The 20061-nt window shown below is 38.4% G+C and carries 16 protein-coding genes, 2 pseudogenes and 2 other annotated features; of the genes and pseudogenes, 16 read left to right on the top strand and 2 right to left on the bottom strand.

Annotation, left to right across the window (positions count from 1 at the left end):
- Window positions 1-26 precede the first annotated feature (26 nt).
- The 9 genes and pseudogenes from CYK55_RS10145 to nhaC all read left to right on the top strand — a co-directional run bounded on the left by CYK55_RS10145 (window position 27) and on the right by nhaC (window position 10399).
- A complete protein-coding gene (locus tag CYK55_RS10145) occupies window positions 27-1118 on the top strand; it encodes a DUF916 and DUF3324 domain-containing protein (protein WP_034686731.1) in 1092 nt (363 codons plus the stop codon).
- Window positions 1119-1239: 121 nt separating this feature from the next.
- A complete protein-coding gene (locus CYK55_RS10140) occupies window positions 1240-1803 on the top strand; it encodes a hypothetical protein (RefSeq protein WP_034686728.1) in 564 nt (187 codons plus the stop codon).
- A complete protein-coding gene (locus CYK55_RS10135; protein ID WP_126134261.1) occupies window positions 1781-3253 on the top strand; it encodes a helix-turn-helix domain-containing protein in 1473 nt (490 codons plus the stop codon). Before CYK55_RS10140 ends, CYK55_RS10135 begins: the two co-directional genes overlap by 23 nt.
- Window positions 3254-3366: 113 nt before the next feature.
- Entirely contained in the window at window positions 3367-4041 is a 675-nt protein-coding gene (locus CYK55_RS10130) for an HAD family hydrolase (protein ID WP_126134260.1), read from the top strand.
- A gap of 123 nt (window positions 4042-4164) precedes the next feature.
- Window positions 4165-4399, top strand: a binding site (T-box leader).
- A gap of 37 nt (window positions 4400-4436) precedes the next feature.
- Window positions 4437-4676, top strand: a binding site (T-box leader).
- Between the two features lie 62 nt (window positions 4677-4738).
- Entirely contained in the window at window positions 4739-5812 is a 1074-nt protein-coding gene (locus CYK55_RS10120; RefSeq protein WP_034686722.1) for a methionine ABC transporter ATP-binding protein, read from the top strand.
- A 1-nt stretch (window position 5813) separates the two neighbouring features.
- Window positions 5814-6494: a methionine ABC transporter permease gene (locus tag CYK55_RS10115; RefSeq protein ID WP_034686720.1), complete on the top strand. Its 681-nt coding sequence runs from the start codon at window positions 5814-5816 to the stop codon at window positions 6492-6494.
- Window positions 6495-6509: 15 nt separating this feature from the next.
- Window positions 6510-7349, top strand: coding sequence for a MetQ/NlpA family ABC transporter substrate-binding protein (locus CYK55_RS10110; RefSeq protein WP_034686718.1), 840 nt, complete (start codon window positions 6510-6512; stop codon window positions 7347-7349).
- A gap of 23 nt (window positions 7350-7372) precedes the next feature.
- Window positions 7373-8578 carry a M20 family metallopeptidase gene (locus tag CYK55_RS10105; RefSeq protein ID WP_034686716.1) on the top strand — a complete coding sequence of 402 codons (1206 nt, stop codon included), beginning with the start codon at window positions 7373-7375 and terminating at the stop codon, window positions 8576-8578.
- Window positions 8579-8985: 407 nt separating this feature from the next.
- Window positions 8986-10399: pseudogene (nhaC, locus tag CYK55_RS10100) on the top strand (Na+/H+ antiporter NhaC).
- Between the two features lie 71 nt (window positions 10400-10470).
- Here the strand turns inward: nhaC and CYK55_RS10095 are convergent.
- Together CYK55_RS10095 and CYK55_RS10090 are read right to left on the bottom strand one after the other, a co-directional pair.
- Complete coding sequence (locus CYK55_RS10095; RefSeq protein ID WP_034686711.1) at window positions 10471-10914, bottom strand: DUF305 domain-containing protein; 444 nt, start codon at window positions 10912-10914, stop codon at window positions 10471-10473.
- A gap of 200 nt (window positions 10915-11114) precedes the next feature.
- Window positions 11115-12479 (bottom strand): amino acid permease, encoded by a 1365-nt coding sequence (locus CYK55_RS10090; RefSeq protein ID WP_034686709.1) that lies wholly within the window; start codon window positions 12477-12479, stop codon window positions 11115-11117.
- Window positions 12480-12774: 295 nt separating this feature from the next.
- Here CYK55_RS10090 and CYK55_RS10085 point away from each other — a divergent pair, with 295 nt between their 5' ends.
- The 7 genes and pseudogenes from CYK55_RS10085 (at window position 12775) to CYK55_RS10055 (ending at window position 20052) form a co-directional block, all read left to right on the top strand.
- Complete coding sequence (locus tag CYK55_RS10085; RefSeq protein WP_034686707.1) at window positions 12775-13665, top strand: hypothetical protein; 891 nt, start codon at window positions 12775-12777, stop codon at window positions 13663-13665.
- Window positions 13666-13724: 59 nt separating this feature from the next.
- A complete protein-coding gene (locus CYK55_RS10080; RefSeq protein WP_034686705.1) occupies window positions 13725-14825 on the top strand; it encodes a glycerate kinase in 1101 nt (366 codons plus the stop codon).
- A gap of 251 nt (window positions 14826-15076) precedes the next feature.
- Complete coding sequence (locus CYK55_RS10075; protein WP_034686703.1) at window positions 15077-16591, top strand: Lsa family ABC-F type ribosomal protection protein; 1515 nt, start codon at window positions 15077-15079, stop codon at window positions 16589-16591.
- Between the two features lie 104 nt (window positions 16592-16695).
- Window positions 16696-17223: a histidine phosphatase family protein gene (locus CYK55_RS10070; RefSeq protein WP_034686702.1), complete on the top strand. Its 528-nt coding sequence runs from the start codon at window positions 16696-16698 to the stop codon at window positions 17221-17223.
- Between the two features lie 157 nt (window positions 17224-17380).
- Window positions 17381-17962 carry a polymer-forming cytoskeletal protein gene (locus CYK55_RS10065; protein ID WP_019723609.1) on the top strand — a complete coding sequence of 194 codons (582 nt, stop codon included), beginning with the start codon at window positions 17381-17383 and terminating at the stop codon, window positions 17960-17962.
- A gap of 171 nt (window positions 17963-18133) precedes the next feature.
- Window positions 18134-18697, top strand: coding sequence for a hypothetical protein (locus CYK55_RS10060; RefSeq protein WP_080693127.1), 564 nt, complete (start codon window positions 18134-18136; stop codon window positions 18695-18697).
- Window positions 18698-18726: 29 nt separating this feature from the next.
- Window positions 18727-20052, top strand: a pseudogene (locus tag CYK55_RS10055) (lipase family protein).
- Window positions 20053-20061 lie beyond the last annotated feature (9 nt).

Genomic DNA, 20061 nt, shown 5'->3' with positions numbered 1-20061 from the left:
TAATTTATCAGGGAGTTAAAAATATTATGAAAAAAAGATTTATTCTTATTGTCAGCCTCATGGTTGCCATACTAAGTATGGTCCCAGTCCAATCAACTTTTGCATCAGAATTTAATTTTGCGGTTACCCCAGTGATTCCCGAAAATCAAATTGATAAAGAAAAAACATATTTCGATCTATTGATGGAACCTGACAAACAACAAACAATCGAAGTCCAATTACGCAATGACACAGACAACGACATCACGATTGAAACCACGATTAACAGTGCAACAACTAATTTGAATGGTGTGGTGGAGTATGGTGAAAATAAAATTGAACCCGATAATAGTTTAGTTTACAATTTAAAAGATTATGCGAAAGCAGAGCCAGAAGTGACGTTGCCAAAACATGCGGAAGTGACAGTGCCAATCACAGTCACTATGCCAGCAGAAAAATTTGATGGTGTCATGGCAGGTGGAATCACTTTTAAAGAAAAAACGGCTGACACACAGGACTCTTCTTCCGAAGATAAAGGATTAGCCATCAAAAATGAGTACTCTTACGTAGTGGCATTATTGATTCGTCAAAATATGACAGCGATCAAACCTGATCTCAAAGCAACGAAAGTGGAACCCGCACAAGTCAATGCGAGAAATGTGATCAATGTTCATTTGCAAAATCCTCAAGCGGTTTACTTGAATCAATTGGATGTAGCAACAACGATCACGAAAAAAGGATCAGCTGAAGTGCTGTACGAAAGCCAAGCCGAAAGTATGCAAATGGCGCCAAATTCTCACTTTGCCTACCCTATTTCTTTAAATGGTGAAAAGTTGGAAGCAGGCAAGTATACGATGAAGATGACTGCTTACGGCGAAAAAGCTGAAGATGGGGAATACAAGGTCAAAACTTCTAATGGCTCTGACGAGACCTATAAATATAAATGGGAATTTGAAAAAGACTTTGAAATCAAAGGCGAAGTTGCTAGGGAATTAAACGATAAAGATGTGACGATTGAACAAGACAATACTTGGATCTATCTATTATTCGGTGTCCTATTATTATTGCTTCTTTTACTTCTATTTATTTTTTGGAAAAGAAAAAAACAAAAAGATGAAGATGAATCTGAAGATAAATAATATCAATCCCTGATAAAAAAACGTCTGACTGATCAAATAAATAAGATCAGTCAGACAATTTTTGCTTGGAAACGTATGGTTTCACTTACTTAAAATGTCTAATCAAAAAAGGGTGAGAAAAGTGAAAAGACAAAAAATCGCTATATTAGGAACACTTTTGTTTGCGGCAGTCTATTTTGAATCTTCCATCTATATATATGCAGAAACAATCATTTATGATCCGTTGAATCCAACAGAAGAAATCCAAATTCAACCAGTTACTCCCCAACGTCCTGTACCGGATGGGAAAGAAGCAGAGGGGGAACACACCGAACAATCACAAGATCCTGCAATTATAAATAACGAAAAGCAGAAAGTTGAAGAACAACCACAAGCCGAATTACCGTATCAAGATTCTTCAATTCCTAAAAAAAAGCGGCCAAACAAAACAAGATTATTAGATCACCAGGGCGATATTATTAGCCAAATTGCTAGTACATCACGTAAAATAACCCTAGATGATGATTTTTTTTCTGATGATCACTTTCATAACCAAGTGATGTTGCCACAGTCGAGTGGTTCTGGCTCTGCTAGTTCAGATAATAGTCAGATGGCAGCAATGAGCTACTTATTTTCAGGTACGATACTCTATGGAGAAAAACCAGAAGGTAGAGGAAATCAAAATGTTCAAACTATTTTTAGATAAGCCAGCACAACGAAAGTTAGAGTTGCTACGTTATTTAGAAACAAAGCCACTTTTAATTGAAAATCATGAAAAAGTGCTAGAAGAATTGGATATCTCTTATTTTTTGCTGAATAAGTCAATGGAAGAATTGTCACATGATTTTTTGGAATATGGGCTAACGGATGAATTTCAACTATTTTTCGAAGGAAATAACGTTCGACTGATTGAGAGTGGTCGAGGGAATTCGACAATTTTAGGTGAAATGTATGTCCGTCATTCCTTTGGTTTTTTGATGCTACAAGAAATATTTTTTGAAACGTTCGAATCTGTCAATGACTATGCGATCAAGAATTATATCAGTCATCCCCTCGTCTACCAAAAGCTAAAAGACATGCGTACGAGATTAGCAGATAAAGAACTTACAGTCACAAAAAAATTCTTACTAAGTGGGGAAGAAGGCTCTGTACGTGGATTGGTGACGTTTTATTTCACCAAATTATACGGACGGGCTTATTCGGTTTATCCAACAGAGATCACAAAGCAAGTAGAAGAATTGATTCGATTCCTTGAACCGAAATTCGCTGCTTCTTTTACAGGTTTTAGTGAAACAAAACTCCAACATTTTCTTTCAGTCAGCTTGATTCGAATAAAGCAAGGTTGGCGAATGTCTGAGAATAAAAAAAGTCAATTGACATTCAATAAAAAAATGTTAGAAACAAATGATTTCTTTCGAAGCATACTTTCTTGGCTTGAAAAAGAGTCAAAGATTGCTACGGAAAAAGAGCTATTTAGCGAAGCGCAACAGATTTTTGCTTATCTTGTTGTCGAAGGAGCAATCAATGAGCCGGAACTTATTGAGGGAGTGAAACTAAAGGAAATACTTGTCTTGAATGACTTATTTCTTGAAGAACTTGGGCAAGCATTTATTCTTTCAGAAAATCAACTAAAAGAAATCAGAAGACAGCTGACGGTCTTGCATTTGAAGATCAAATATTTCAAAGAAGAAAATATTGATGACAATAACAACCTGGATGTCACTTATTTTTATGAAATGTATCCAGAATATTTTTTGTTTTGCAGAGATTACATTAAAAAACAAAAAAAGAACAAGCAAATTTGGCTCGCAAAAGAATTTTTATTTTTTAATTATGTGTTAGTGATGATGGATATATTACCCATCGATCAACAATTGAAACCGCTGCGTATTTGCATTGATTTTTCCTTTGGGCCACAATTTAATGCGTTGATCAAAAATAATATCCAAAAAATCTCTGACTTGAATATCATTTACCAAACGAAGGCCGATGATGAAACAGATCTACTCTTGACAGATAAAGAAATTTGTTCTTTTGGAGAAATGTTCCAAATCATTTGGTTAGTTCCTCCAAGGGCGGTCGATTGGGCTAATTTTACAAATCAATTATTAAAGATTCGTAGAAATAAAATAACTAAAATGAATCCGAATAATTGAGTACGGAGGGTGAGTGTGATTACCACTCATAACAAAAATGCTTGAGATCCCATTGGTTTGAATGAAAAAACATGATACACTACAGATATTGTTTTTTGAAAGGATCAGTGGATATGAAGGGTGCAATATTTGACTTAGATGGACTATTAGTTGATACAGAAAGAACTTATCGTGACGGTTGGCTATGGGGATTCAAGCAATTCGACATCGAAATACCTCAAGAAATCGTTGATACATGGGGTGGGAAAAATTGGAAACAAAGCTATGATTTGTTGATCAAAATGGCGGGAACACCGGAGATGGTACAAAAGGTTCGCGAAAAACGAGAAGAATATTTTTATCAACAACTGCATAGTGGCGCTATCCAATTAAAACCTCATGCAAAAGAAGTATTGAAAGAATTGAATGACCAAAAACTCATTCTTGGCCTAGCAACGACGACGGTAACAAAACGAGCAAGCAATATTTTGGATCAATTTTCTTTGAAGCCTTATTTTCATACATATACCTTTGGGGATGAAGTGTCTGAAAATAAACCTTCACCAATTCCTTATCTAACTGCGCTAGAGCGGTCGGGATTGACAGCGTCAGAAGCCTTTGCAGTGGAAGATTCTTTGGTTGGTGCGACCTCCGCATCACGAGCAGGAATGGGTGTTGTTCTGATTCCAGATTCAAGCTTTGATCGGGCTTATACCGAAAGAGAAAAAGCAGATTTATCGATCTTAGCAGAAGGTACCGATCTTTTGATCGTGTTGGAGATGTTAGAAAAACAAAAAGGAAAAAAATAAGCGGCTGGAAATCCAGTGCCACCAACGATTTTTTTATTTATCAACCGACTGAGTGCTTATTTTTTTAAATTTCTTGCTTGACTTTTTGTTTTCACTTAGATAAAGTGTTCTCAACAACAAAATATGGATTCGTTGATAAGGAAAGTAAACTTGGAAACTTCAAAGAGAGGCTCTGGTTGGTGGAAAGAGTCAAGTAAGAAAAGTTGAAAAATGGCCTTGGAGAATAACTTGTCGATAAGTAGGCAAGTTCGGAAATGTCTGACCGTTAAAACAGACAACCAATTTCTCGTCAAGAGATGTTGGATCAAGGGAAGGAAACTTCCGAATAAAGGTGGTACCACGATACGTCGTCCTTTTATCAGTAGATTTATGCTGATAAAAGGATTTTTTTTATATTTTTTGCGTTGAAATAGTAAGTACAAATACAAAAACCTTTAACAGAGAGCTTCGGTAGCTGAGAAGAAGCAAGGCGGCATGTTTGGAAAATGGCTATTGAGCAATTCACCCCGAGCAATATTGTGAGACGGTGACGGTCGCAACCGTTAACTTGCTAGAGTATGTTTGTACTCGAAGAGGAGTTACATGTAAGTGTAACTTGAACATGAGGTGGTAACACGCAAAAAGGCGTCCTCAAGAAAGTGATGAGTCATTTTCTTGAGGATGCCTTTTTTATCGTCAAACTGAAGGAGGAGTAAAAATGATTGAATTACAAGCAATAAATGTTTCTTTCCAACAAAAAGAAAAGACGATCCAGGCAGTGAAACAGGTGGATCTATCGATTGCTAAAGGGGATGTTTACGGGATCGTAGGTTATTCAGGTGCTGGGAAAAGTACGCTGGTTCGTGTCATGAACCTGTTACAAAAACCAACAAGTGGCAAAGTCATCATCAATGGAACAGAGCTAGGAAAACTATCCCCGAAAGAATTACGAAAAGAACGAAAATCGATCGGGATGATTTTTCAACATTTCCACCTAATGGAAAGTCGCACGATTTTTGACAACGTCGATTTCTCGTTGAAATATACGAAAAAATCGAAACAGGAGCGTCGTCAAAAAGTTAATGAGCTTCTAACATTAGTCGGGTTAGAAGAAAAAGCTACTGCTTATCCAAAACAACTTTCAGGAGGACAAAAGCAAAGAGTTGCTATCGCTCGTGCACTAGCCAGTGATCCGCAAGTATTACTTTGTGATGAGGCAACGAGTGCCTTAGATCCAAAAACGACCCATCAGATTTTAGCTTTATTGAAAAAACTGAACCAGCAATTAGGATTGACGATCGTTTTGATCACACATGAGATGCAAGTCGTTAAAGAAATTTGCAACAAAGTAGCTGTGATGGAAAACGGGGAAGTGATCGAACAGGGAAGTAGTGTTCAGATTTTCAGTGCACCAAAAGAAGTTTTGACACAAGATTTTATCCGAACAGCCACCCACGTTGACCAAGCATTAGAAACGATTCGCTCGCATCGTGCTTTTGCAGATCAGTTGACCAATAAATGGTTAGTGGAATTGAGTTATGTGGGCACACAAACGAATGAACCGTTGATCGCACAACTTTATAGCAAATACCAAGTCAGTGCGAATATTTTATACGGCAATGTAGAACTATTACAAGAAACCCCATTAGGACGATTGATCGTTACTTTATCAGGAGAGATCCATCAACGAGAAAAAGCCCTGGCTTACCTTATTGAATCCGGTGTACAAGCAACGATTTTACAAAAAAATGGCGCAAGTAAGGAAATGAAAGTGATTCAAGGAGGACGCTGATATGACCCATTTCTTAGAAACCTACTTACCCAATGTCTATTTGATACCCGATGAATTTATTGAAGCGACGAAACAAACGTTGTATATGTCTTTTTGGACCGCGTTGATCGGAGGCGCGATCGGTCTTGGTTTTGGGATCGTATTGGTTGTGACACGGCCCCAAGGATTGCTTGAAAATCGCTTGCTTTATGAGGTGCTAGACAAAGTCATCAATGTTGTCCGCTCGATTCCCTTTATCATTTTACTTTCTTTACTGGCATTGACAACTCGCTTTTTAGTCGGTACTACGATCGGTGCGAAAGCTGCTTTAGTCCCTTTGATCTTTGGTGTTGTGCCATTTTTCGCTCGACAAGTGGAAAATGCGTTGTTAGAAGTAGATCCTGGAGTAATTGAAGCGGCCGAATCAATGGGAACCAGTCCATTAGGGATCGTTTTTAGAGTCTATTTGATCGAAGGCTTGCCAGGAATCATTCGTGTCTCTGCATTGACGATCATCAATGTCATTGGTTTGACTGCCATGGCAGGAGCGGTTGGGGCAGGAGGATTAGGGAACCTAGCTATTTCTCGTGGCTACAATCGTTTTCAAACAGACGTGACCATCGTTGCGACATTGTTGATCTTGATTCTTGTTTTTTTAAGTCAATGGATCAGCAACTTATTGATCAAAAAAATATCACATTAAACTGGAGGAATCATCATGAAAAAATTCATTCGTTATACAGTACTCGCTTTTGTTGCACTTATTTGGTTGGCTGGCTGTAGCCAAGGAAATGCCGAAACAGACACAAACAAACAAACGACAGTAAAACTTGGGATCATTGGAGAGGACACTGACGTTTGGGATGATGTCAAAGCACGTTTAGCAAAAGAAGACATTGACTTAGAATACGTGAAATTTACCGACTATAATCAACCGAATGCTGCATTAGCGGATGGCTCGATCGACCTCAATGCTTTTCAACATCAATTCTTTTTAGACAATTACAATACGGAACACGGAACGGATCTAGTCTCGATCGGAAACACAGTGAATGCCCCCTTAGGGATCTATTCCAATACGATCCAATCCATTGATGATATCAAGGATGGCGCAAAAGTAGCTATTCCTAATGACGTCACAAATGGTGGACGGGCGTTGCTATTGCTACAAACAGCTGGTTTGATCAAAGTTGATTCAGCGAAAGGCCAAACGCCGACTACTTCAGATATCACTGAAAATACAAAAAACCTAGACATCTCTGAACTGGATGCCTCACAAACAGCTCGTGCATTGAATGACGTTGATCTTTCAGTGATCAATAGTGGTGTGGCAGTCGATGCAGGATTGAACCCAACGAGTGATGCCATCTTTTTAGAACCTGTCGATGACAGCGCGAGACCATATGTCAACATCATTGTAGCAAGAAAAGAAGATGAAAATAACGAAATCTATCAAAAAATCGTTGACACCTATCAAACGGAAGAAACAGCAAAAGTGATTGAAGAAACATCAAAAGGATCAAGCGTACCTGCCTGGGAAACATTTGGTAAAAAATAAAAAGCAAACTGGAGGAAGCCAATATGACAACATCTACTTTAACAACACATTCTTTTAAGGAAGCAATCCAGCAACGATTAGCTGAATATCAAGCATTAGCACTAGATATCCATGACCATCCTGAGGTAAGTAATTATGAGTTTTATTCCTCAGATACCTTGATCAAACAATTAGAAAAAGAAGGATTTTCTGTCACAAAAGATGTTGCTGGTCATCGAACAGGATTTGATGCTCGTTACGCTTCAGGAAAACCAGGACCAACGATTGCTTTTTTAGCAGAATTTGACGCTTTACCAGGTATTGGTCACGCTTGTGGTCATAACTTGTTTGGCACCTATTCTATATTAGCCGCAAGTGTTTTACGTGAGCGCATCACTGAGATTGGTGGAGAGATTCGTGTCTATGGTACTCCTGGAGAAGAGGGAGGCGAAAACGGTTCGGCAAAAGGAAGTTTTGTCCGAGAAGGTTTTTTTGAAGATGTAGACGCTGCACTATGTGTCCATCCCGCATATCGTTACGGCAAAACGACAGAATCATTAGCGAATGATCCGGTGGATATCAAATTTCATGGTGTTGCTTCCCATGCAGCTGCCGCACCAGATAAAGGAGTGAATGCCTTAGAAGCGTTGATTCAAGTGTTTAATGGAATCAATGCGTTGCGCCTGCAATTGCCAAAAGACGTCAATATCCATGGCATCGTTACGGATGGTGGAGTTGCTGCGAATGTGATTCCTGAATATGCAGCGGGTCGCTTTTACTTACGAGCAAAAAATCGTCAGACATTGAATGAAGTGTATCAAAAAGTCGAAAATATTGTGAAAGGTGCGGCTTTGAGTACGGGAACAAGTTATGAATTTGGGTTGTTCCAAAATTCTGTCGATGACGTGATCGTGACACCTTCATTTGATGCGCTGTTCTTCAGCCATGCGAATGCAGCAGGTGTACCTGATGAAGAAATTGAAACAAAAGAACAGACAAGTCTAGGTTCTTCTGATGTTGGTAACGTGAGTCATGTGATTCCGACGATTCAACCAACTGTCTCGATTTCTGATGAATATATCGCCGGTCATTCTGAAGAATTTAAAGCAGCTGCTCGCAGTGAAAAAGGACTAGCTTCGATTGCAATTGCTGCTGAACTATTGGCAAATACTGCGTTAGATCTATTTGAAAAGCCAGAACTTCTAGATAAAATAAAGCAGGAGCATCAAGCAATCCTTGCAAAAAAATAACGGTAAATGATGGATGGGTGAAAGGTCTAAATCGTGATGAATCAAAACATTTTTTTTCAGAAAAAATACATTTAGATTGACAAAATGGATAGATGCAGGTAAACTTCATGAAAGTTCACTTTTCACCCAGTAGTAGTTTTGGTGTTCTGTTCAGAAAGTCGGTGGTTGCTGCGAACCGACCAAGCCAATTCTATGAATTACAGGAAAAGTTTTAACAATTAAATCATTCAAATCAAAGTGAAAAACAGATCTGTTTTTAATTAAGGTGGTACCGCGGAGAAATTCGTCCTTAGTTGAAAACAGATCTTTTTGTCTTTTTTAGGGAGGAAACGCAGATGAATTGTGGCGGAGTCATTCGATATCGAAGCTTTTTTAAGACGTAACAAACTTAAAAAAGGAGAATGGATATGGAAAAAATAAAAAAACCTAGTTTTATAGAAGCAGTGAGTGTGTTAATAATTATTGTTGCAACGATAGCAGCCGGAGTAGTTGGCTTTAAGATTTCACCGAATATTGCAATTTTGATTGCTATTGGTATGGTCATGGTCTACGCAGTAGTGAAGAAACAGCCAACCGATCGATTACATGAAGGAATCATCAATGGACTCAAACCGGGGATCATCCCGATCTTTATCTTTATTTTAGTCGGCGCATTGATTGCGGTCTGGATCCAAGCTGGCATCATTCCAACGTTGATGGTCTATGGCTTTAAAATCATTAGTGTTCCCTGGTTTGTGCCTTCAGTTTTTGTTGTATGTGCCATTGTCGGCAGTGCAGTCGGTAGTGCCTTTACCGTCATGTCAACCATCGGTATCGCCTTTTTCGGTATCGGCACAACGTTGGGATTGAACCCCGCATTAGTTGTCGGTGCCATTGTTTCTGGAGCCGTTTTTGGAGATAAGATGTCGCCATTATCTGAATCGACAAATCTGGCAGCAGCAATTGTTGATGCGGATCTATTTAAACATATCAAACATATGATGTGGTCAACACTTCCGGCATTTATTGTTTCTTTGATTTTGTTTGCATTTTTAGGACATACAGATAAAGGTGCTAGCTTGACAGAAATCCAAAATGTAACAACTATTTTAGAAAACAACTTTACGATTTCAATCTGGTCTCTAATCCCTTTATTCTTGATGCTAGTTTGTGCTTGGAAAAAAGTTCCAGCAATCTTAACGATCCTGTTGAATATTGCCGTAGCAGTTGGAATGATTTTTATCCAAGATCCAAGCACTTCCTTCTCAGAACTAGCGACAGTCCTTGAATCTGGTTTTCTATCTGAAACAGGAAACGCGCAAATCGATGCGTTACTTAGCCGCGGTGGGATCGAAAGTATGATGCCTACAGTTTCCTTGATTATTCTGACGCTTTCATTAGGCGGGTTATTGATCGAATTTGGCTTGATCTCTACAGTCATGGAAGTGGTATCGAAGAAAATGACGACGACACCTAAACTGATTTTTACGACATTAATGACAAGTATTGGTGTCAATCTGTTTATCGGTGAACAGTTCTTATCTGTGATCTTACCTGGAAATGCGTTCAAAGAAACATACAAAAAAAGCAGGACTTGATTCAACTGTTTTGAGTCGTACCTTAGAAGATGGAGGGACAGTCATCAATTACCTTATTCCTTGGGGGATTGCCGGTAGTTTTGTTGCCAGCACGTTTGGAATACCAACGATGACCTACTTACCATTTGTATTTTTCAGTTTACTTTCTCCCGTTTTTTCGATGGTCAGTGCGATTACTGGTTTAGGTATTGCAAAAGATCAAGAAAAAAATGAAACATTGAACGTTGTGAAAGATACGCTATAAAAAAATCAAAAAAAACAGTCACCAGTATAATCAGGCGGCTGTTTTTTTTGACAGGAATCATTATTTATACATCAATCCAATCGATCAATCAATTCCTTCATTTCATCGATTTCTTTTTCTTGTGCTTCAATGATTTTTTCTGCTAATTTTTTGACCTCAGGATCTTCTATATCGGCACGTTTACTCGTTAAAATAGCAATCGAATGATGAGGGATCATTGCTTTCATCCATGCCACATCACCAACTGTTTTCTGGCTACGGACCATGAACAATGAACCGCCAAACACCAATAAGCTGATCGTCAAGATTGCGATATTCAGCTTTTTATGTTCATACATCTTCCACATGAAAAGTAACATGATGATTGCCATCACAGCACCCATCATCAAGGCCATAAAGACCCGTGTACGACTAAAAAAGACATGTTCAATCGAATAAACATTCAGATACATCATTCCAAACATTATAATCGTTGAAACAATAATCATTAATAAAAATTTCCCATACTTTTTCATAAATATAACCCCTTTATACTTTGTTACAAGACTATCATCTCAGCAAAAAATACATAAAGCAAATGAAGTGCATAGCAAAATGATCGAGCAAATTTTTTAGCTGCGATGCTTATAAAAAGCCAGGAATATTAAAAATCAAGTGAATGACTTTCAATATTCTTGGCTCGTTTATGGGGAAGGTTTAATCATGAGTTAGATGTTCAAATAGAAGAGAAGGGTTCATTATCTATGACAAAGACATCCTTTTTCTTTTGATAGCTAAAGAAAATACCAGCATATAGTAGAGCCGTTAGTAGGGTCACCCCTATTGAATTTGTCATAAGGATCCCAATCAAAATCAAGGTCAATGCAACTAAAGCAAATAGATTGAAGCTTTTTGCTTTCCAAGTGCCTTTCTTTAATGCCAAACGAAAGGCAGCAGCACTGATCATCAACCAGATCACAAGTACCGTATAGGAAAGGGAACCAGCTAAATAACTAAAGAGTTTATCACCAACGAAATAGGAAAGAATGACACCTAGATATAGCACGCTAGTACAAAATAATACAGCACGTTGTGGCACATAGTGCTTGTTCAACTTTGCCAGTTTCTTGGCGGTGCCTTTTTTGTCTTTCAAACGGAAAAACAATAGACGAGAAGAAGCATAAACGCCAGAATTGATCGATGAAAAGAGTGCCAAGACAATGACGAAGTTCACGATATCACTAGCAAAAGGGATATTCATCTGTTCAAAAACTAAGACAAAAGGACTGACCGATGAGCCGGCTAAAGTATTCCAGGGGAAAAGAATCAGTAACAAGAAAAGTGGGATAATATAGAAGGAAACGATTCGTCCCATGACTCCTTTAATGGCTTTTGGTATAGCTTTTTTTGGATCATCTGCTTCACTAACGGTAATGGCAATCAGTTCCGAACCACCATATGAATAGATAACGACAAGTAATGAACTAACGACCCCTTTTAATCCATGTGGGGTAAAGCCACCGTGATCAGTCAATTGACTTAATGTAGGAAAAATACCAGTTCCTAACATTTGTTGTCCGACGAGATATAACCCGAAAAGAATCATCAAGATAATGACACTGATCTTCGCAAAAGCCAACCAATATTCGGTTTCAGCAAACAAGCGGACAGAATAAAGATTGATCAGAGTCGTTAAAATAGCTAAAAGTAAGATGAAACACCATGCAGGTACATGCGGAAACCATAATTGTAAGAAGGAAGCTGCTGCTACAGCCTCAGCGATGATATTGATCATCCACATGGAATAATAGACCCAGTCGACGAAGTCCGCAGAATGATTACCTAAATAAGGGCGAATCAAGCCAGATAATCCATGTTGGGTATCCCCACCATCTAAAACTAACTTACCTAGACCACTCATAACAATAAATAAAATACCACCACCAATCAAGAAGGCAATAAGGACCGCTGGACCGGCGATGCCAATGGCTTCGCCACTTCCTTTGAATAAACCAGCACCAATTGCACCACCCAAAGCAAGCATCGTGATGTGTCTGGAGCTTAGCTGTTTTTTTAATTTTGTTTGTTCTGTACTTTCCATCAAAAACCCTCTTTTCTAAAAACATGAATGAAAACACAAATAGGTTATAAAATAATATTCTCTATAATAACAAATTGTCTGATAATTACAACTATTCTGAAATCTTTTTTGTAATTTTTAATGAAACAATCATAGAACTCTTATCAGTTTCGATAATTGTTGTTATATTTCTATCAAAAATAACTTGAAACGAAAGCGTTTCATTCGCTTTTTCCTTTCATACAGGGCTATTATTAGAGGAAACCCACAATTAATCGGTTTGATTTGAGTAAGAAAAAATAAGGAGTTGATAAATATGAGCCAACACGAACGATTGCTTATAGCGAAAAATAAGGCGTTATATTTTTTCCCATACGTGCAAACAATGGACGTCATTTCAGCAAAAGATTTGATGGATGATTCCTTTATGTCAGCGTTCCAACAGCAACTCGATCAATATAAACTAATTATTTTTTTAGATTATGGTTTTGATGTGGCATTTGCTTCTCGTATTCGACCGTACACAAATGCGAAGATCATTCTCTTCTTTTGGAACCATTTTAAAGAAGAACACCTTCAATTATTGAAGAAAGCAGAAGCAGAACCAGCAATTGATGACATTTACCATTTTGATATTTTAGAAGCAAAAGAGTTAGGGATTAAACACAATAGTTCTTTTTATTCAAAAGAGATGGAATTACCAAAAGCTGAAGTCACGACTGATCTGTTCTTTGGAGCAACTGATAACGGCAGAAAACAACGAGCAGATGATTATCAAGCCGCATTTGAACAGTTAGGTATTTCAACAAACTTTTATATTTTACCAAGTCGTGGAAATGATCAAGAAGGGTATCTGACCTATACAGAATATTTGCAAAAGACGAATGGTTCGACAGGCATTTTGGAATTATTGCGAGAAGGTCAAAGTGGTGTGACTTTACGAACATTTGAATCTATTTTCTTCCAAAAAAAATTAGTCACTGATAATAAAGCGATTTCTGGATATCGTTTCTACAATCCACAAAATATTTTCTTGTTGGAAGAAAGGAATTTGGTTGAACTTCCTGCCTTCTTAAATAGCCCTTATCAAACCGTCGATCGTGAGATCATCGAATTTTTTGATGTAGAAAATTGGTCACAGCGGTTTATCGATTATGATCCTGAAGTATTTTCTATCTATGAATATAGCGGTATTGAAGCACGTTAGATATAATGTAGTGAAAGAAAAACACGTTGTTCAATCATCACAAAAAAAGGAGTCTCAGAATGAAATTACTTGCAGCAATCGATTCGTTTAAAGGTAGCGCATCGTCTATTGAACTCAACCAAGCAGCATTGCAAGGCTGGGGGGAGGCGGAACAAACAGTCAATCAACCCATCGCTGATGGTGGCGAAGGAACTGCTGAAGTAATTTACGCTACTTTAGGCGGTGAATGGCGAACACTTTTTTGTCCGGATTTGCTCTTTCGGAAAAAAGCATGTCGTTATTTACTGACACAAAAAAAGAACCGTAAGTTAGCCATCATTGAATCGACGGAAGTCATTGGTTTGGACTTGTTGACCGAACCGACAGATCAAACGATCCGGTTAGCTTCAAGTTTTGGTTTAGGAGAGTTGATCAAAGATGCTTTGAATCAGCAGGTAGACGAAGTTATCGTAACATTAGGTGGTAGCGGTTGTTCTGATGGAGGCTTGGGTTTATTGCAGTCATTAGGGGCGAAACTAAATGGCGTTACAGAAGGGAATCCATTGTTATCCATCGAGACAATCGACGTCTCTCAATTAGAGCGTATCGAGCAACGATTGACGATCGCAGCGGACGTTACGAGTCCTTACATTGGCAAACAAGGTGCGACTCAATTGTTTGGGAAACAAAAAGGCGGTTCACCAGAGACACTAGCATTTTTGGAAGCCCAAGCAGAAAAGGTCGTTGAACAAATCAAAGAAAGCACAGCAATTGATTTGAATAAACTCGCTGGCAGTGGCGCAGCTGGTGGAATCGGAGGCGCTCTAGCCATTGTCGGGGCTACGATGAAAGCAGGTTTTATGACTGTCTCTGAGTTAGTAGACTTAGAGGATAAAATCAAATCATCTGAGCTCGTGATCACAGGAGAAGGCCGGATCGATCAACAGACAATTCATGGGAAAGTGCCTTATGGTGTGGCTTCTTTGGCAAAAAAACACAACAAAAAAGTTGTAGCGATCTGTGGGGGTCGGGAAAAAGATTTAGGTGAATTAATGACGATTCTTCCTAGTGTATTTAGTATCCAAACTGGCCCAACTTCTCTTGATAAGGCATTGGATCATCAAGAAACACTAGAGAACGTCAGACTACTTTCACAGGCAATCAGTGGCTTGTTTCGATAATTTATTGGTTGACAGTCTTAAAACACCTATGGTAACCTAGTGGCAAATAAAGACAAAGTGAGGGATCCGCGCATTGAAAAAGTAAGTCAATTTGTTGAAGCTGCATTTTAGCTATACCTTGTTCGTTCAAGGGGATAGTATGCAGATTTTCAGAATTGGCTGCTTTCAATGAGTGGGTCTCTTTTTGTACTCATCTTCTTTGACCAGTTCTGAAAATAGGACTGGTCTTTTTTATAACGAGGTGAAGATAAATGTCTAAAATCGAAATCAAACAATTGACGTTTGGCTATGACAGCCAAGACAATCTGTTATTCGATCAAGCAAACCTAAATATTGATTCCACATGGAAATTAGGACTGATTGGTCGAAATGGTCGTGGCAAAACGACGTTATTAACTATTTTGCAAAACAAACTACCTTATCAAGGACAAGTGACCCATCAACAAGAATTTGTCTATTTTCCACAACAGGTCAGGGAAACGAATCGACTGACCTATGATATGTTGTTAGAAGTTTCAGATTGTGAGTTATGGGAGATCGAGCGTGAGCTGATGTTGATGCAGGCAGATCCGGAAATTCTCTGGCGCCCTTACGATTCCCTTTCCGGCGGAGAAAAAACAAAAGTATTGCTGGCTCTCTTATTTACCGATGAGCAGCATTTCCCACTGATTGACGAACCAACAAATCACTTAGATGTGATTGGGCGTCAGCAAGTAGCTGAATACCTGAATAAGAAAAAACAAGGGTTTATTGTTGTCAGTCATGATCGTCAGTTTATTGATGAAGTCGTTGACCATCTTTTGGTCATCGAAAAAAGTCAATTAGTGATCTATCAAGGAAATTATTCCGTCTACGAAGAACAAAAGCGTAGAAAAGATGAATTTGAGTTAGCACAAAACCAAAAAATCAAAAAAGAAGTCGGACGTTTGAAAAAAACCGCAGCTGAAAAAGCGGAGTGGGCTAACTCTCGAGAAGGAGACAAAACAAAAAAACGTGTTGGCTTTATTGATACCGAAGCACGGCGTGTCAATCGTGGCGCAATTGGAGCGGATGCTGCTCGTACAATGAAACGTTCAAAAGCGATCGTCAATCGGATGGAAACTCAAATTAGTGAGAAAGAGAAATTACTGAAAGATCTAGAGTCGATCGATTCACTGAAAATGTGCCCAAATCAGTCGCATCATAAACGCTTATTGACAGTAGAAAATCTACAATTAGGCTATGAAGAGATGTTATTCGATCCTATCAGCTTTAGCATCGAGCAACAAGAGTGTGTGGCAATAACTGGACCTAATGGCAGTGGTAAATCATCGATCATCCAGTATTTACTTGGGGGATTTACTGGTCAATCCAAGGGGGCTGTCACACGTTCGGCAACAATCAGTATTAGTTATGTTCGCCAAAACTATGAAGATAACACCGGAACCTTAACAGATTTTGCGCAAAAGAATCAGCTAGACTTGGAACTCTTTTTAAATAATCTTCGTAAATTAGGAATGGAAAGAAACGTGTTTCATACCTCCATTGAAAACATGAGTATGGGGCAAAGAAAAAAAGTGGAATTAGCCAAATCATTTGCACAATCCGCAGATCTTTATATCTGGGATGAGCCATTGAATTATCTGGACGTGTTCAATCAAGAACAAATCGAGCAGCTTTTAGTACAAGTCAAACCAGCGATGTTGATCGTCGACCATGACCAGCGGTTCTTAGAAAAAGTCGCAACGAAAAGAATCGACTTGAGAAGAAGAGAAACACACATTTGAATCACTAAGGCTAATCGAACGTCGTCGACTCCAAGCAGATGATCCATTTGGACTGAAGTTGTATGATAAAATTGAAAGAGCATAAAATAAAGGAGAGTTATCTAATGTTATATATTACTAGACATGGCGAAACGACTTGGAATGCTCAAGGCTTAGTTTGTGGCCATGCAGACATCGAATTAACAGAAAAAGGTAAACAACAAGCAGAAAAACTCGCTGAAAAAGTTGCAAACTTGGAAATACCGATCACCAAGATCATCCATTCCCCTTTGCAACGCGCAAGAGATACGGCACAAGCGGTAGCCAAAAAAGTCAATCTACCTATGACAGTGGATGAACGACTGATCGAGATGGATTTTGGGGATTATGATGGGCGTCCTAGCGAAGACGAAAACTTTCAACGTGTACGCCAAAATTTTGCGGTACGTTTTCCAAATGGGGAATCGGTTTTAGATGTGTATGCACGGATCACCCCTTTATTGAAAGAGTGCTTAGAAGATGAAGACAATGTCTACTTGCTTGTTTGCCATAATGCACTGATCCGAATCATCAATGCCTATTTTCATCCGATGCCAAACGACACATTCTTTGACTTTTTTGTTGAAAATACGGAATTAGTTACCTTTGATTAGCTGTTTTTATTCTTGGCGTAAAAAGAATAACTGTAGAGGATGTTATCATAAATTTTCTACTATATAAAATATTTTTTCTTTTCATGAAGATTATTTCACATAAGTACGCTTTCATGGTATAATTTCATAGGAATACAAAAAGAGAGGAAGAAATTTAATGTTATCAAAAAAATTATCTTTATTAGGTTTAACAGCAACAGCACTTTTGGCTTTAGGAGCTTGTGGTGCTGACAACAATGATTCATCTAATTCTAGTTCAGCTTCATCAACAACAGAAGTAAGTACAACAGAAAGTTCGGCAGATGTTGTATCAACAGCTTCAATCAGTGATGATCCAGCTGTTTTAGAAAAAGCAATGTCAGCTGACGGTAACTGGATCGTTGCAGCAACAGGTGATGTGACATTCTCAAATGATGTAACTATCGCAGGCGAATTCCATGACAAAGATGATGCAAGTGCAGACATCTACCGCAAAATTGCTTTGTACTCACAAGACGATGACCGTAACGTAACTGCTGAATACACAATCACTGTTCCAACATTGATCGTTGAATCAGAAAACACAAATATCGTTCACGGAACAATCAAAGGTGACGTACTTGTAAAAGCGAACGGCTTTGTATTAGACGGAGCAAAAGTAGAGGGTAACGTAACATTTGAAAAACAAGAATACCAAGATTCAGCAAAACTTGACGAAAACGACGCATCAGTAACAGGCGACGTAACAGTTAGCGAATAATCTTATAGTCATAAAGACATCTAAAGCAGAAATCCTTCTGTTTTAGATGTTTTTTTTCATTAAAAAACATCAGATATCAATCCTTAGTGATACGACCATAGGCATAGTGAGAAGTTTTACATAAAAACAATTGAGTGAAAAAACGTATATAACAAAAAAGAGAGTAACCCTATGATAGAAAATAATATGGGGGAACAGATATTCATAGATAAAGGAGGGTATATGAAAAAACGGCTTTTGCTAGGTGTATTAGTAGTAATTATTTTAGGAGGAATTGGAGGAAAAATGTATATGGATAAAAGAGAAGGAGATCGTCAAGAATTGTTGGAAATACAGAAAGATTTGGCGAATTATGTATACAATAACTATCGGTTATATACAACCAATGTTGAGGAAACTGATAGGTTTACACAAGAATATAGTAATGGGGATTTGACAACAGAAGAATATGTAGAAAAAGTTGTAAGTGTTAGGAAATATATAAATATAAACAAAATAGAATTTACTGGATATTCGATTAGTCCGATGAATTCATTAGTCATCTATTTCACAGTTAATGATGTTTATCAAGAAGAAGTAGGGCTAAACACAAGATCTGCTGAAACAGATAAGTTTATTTATAGAATAGCTAGTGGCAGAGATAATGGGCCTTATTTTATAGATGAAAAAAACGAAAAACAGGAAATCGGTATCTCAGAGGATCAAATAATCTATTATACCGGGGGAATAAATTAATGGATTAAAATAGATACTTATCTGAATTTATTTATAAATTAGAGAGTGGCGAAGTTAAATATGGTAATAGACCTCTTGGAACAGATCATATCATTATAGGTACTGTGAATACCAATAAAGACAAAATCGCTAATGAATCCCAGCCAAAGAAAAACAGTATGCAGGCAATGGTAGTAGCAGAAATTAAAGATGAATTCAAAAAACTTAATGATAATGATTTAAGAAAAGTTCCCGGCTTCCCCGATTCCGTCATCACCAAAAACCTTACGATTGCCTATGCTGGCACGAATTCGCTCAAAGATTGGCATACTAACCTTGAGGAAATTGGTCGAAGTAATAAACACTCAAATGGTGCATTTGCTTCTGCCTTGAACTATGCCCGTGAAATTGAAAAGCAGTATCCCAAATCAGATGGCTATACGATCTCAACGACTGGGCACTCGTTAGGTGGCGCTAAAGCACTTTTTGTCGCAGCAATCAATGGTTATGATAGTGTGACGTACGGCGCGGCAGGACCAGGGCTTGCACAAGCCTTATTCGATAATCACAACGGTACCCTGATCAATATCTACGACACTTCGGATGTCGTCACGAGTGGGCTTGTGACCGGTGGAAAAGGAATGTTGCCAATCCATAGTTTTGGGATTGATAACCTAGGGTGGCAAACAGTAGGGCATTCATTGGATCAATTCAGGGTTGATAAAGAAGGAAATTATATCGATAAGCATGGACAGATCATCGTATACGTCGATGGCAATGGGGGGATCTTGTTAGCCCCAACTTTGTGGCAACAAACACTTTTGGAAAACGAAGCAATGATCAAACTACTAGCAGTCAGTGGCGAGCATACGCTAGATGAAATCAAGCGTTTGAAAGAAGAAAATGAGTGGCTCAAGGTTCAAGTCAAAGAATTCTTGACATTAAAAGAGTTACGTAAGAAGCTGACTGCAAGTGGTGGCGGACTTTCTCGGTCAGAAAGAATTTATTTAGAAGATAGCCAAGCATTAGCTGTCGTACAGATCGCAGCAAGTAAATTTGATGAGGCGATGAGCAATGTTCGCGTGATTTACCAAAGCGGGATCACGGAGTTGGAAGAGTTATGGAATGACTGGTTGGGAAGAATACGCAATTATACGCCACATTTGACGTACAACGAGGTAATTGAAACATTAGCCGAAGTTAATTGTACAAAATGAGAGATTGTCGATGAGCCAACACAGGAATTTAGAGATAAGATCTGCCAGATCGATCAGATGTCGGAACAGTTTCAAACGCTCGCCGCTGAAATCACCCGAAAAATCAATGAAATGGTGGCACGTGACAAAGAATTAGCGAATCAATTGTTTGGGGTATAAAAGGAGGAG

Source organism: Enterococcus mundtii, assembly GCF_003957375.1.
Classification (GTDB): domain Bacteria; phylum Bacillota; class Bacilli; order Lactobacillales; family Enterococcaceae; genus Enterococcus_B; species Enterococcus_B spodopteracolus.
The sequence above is the reverse complement of the archived record's forward strand: the minus strand, read 5'-3'. Positions and strand labels throughout refer to the sequence as shown.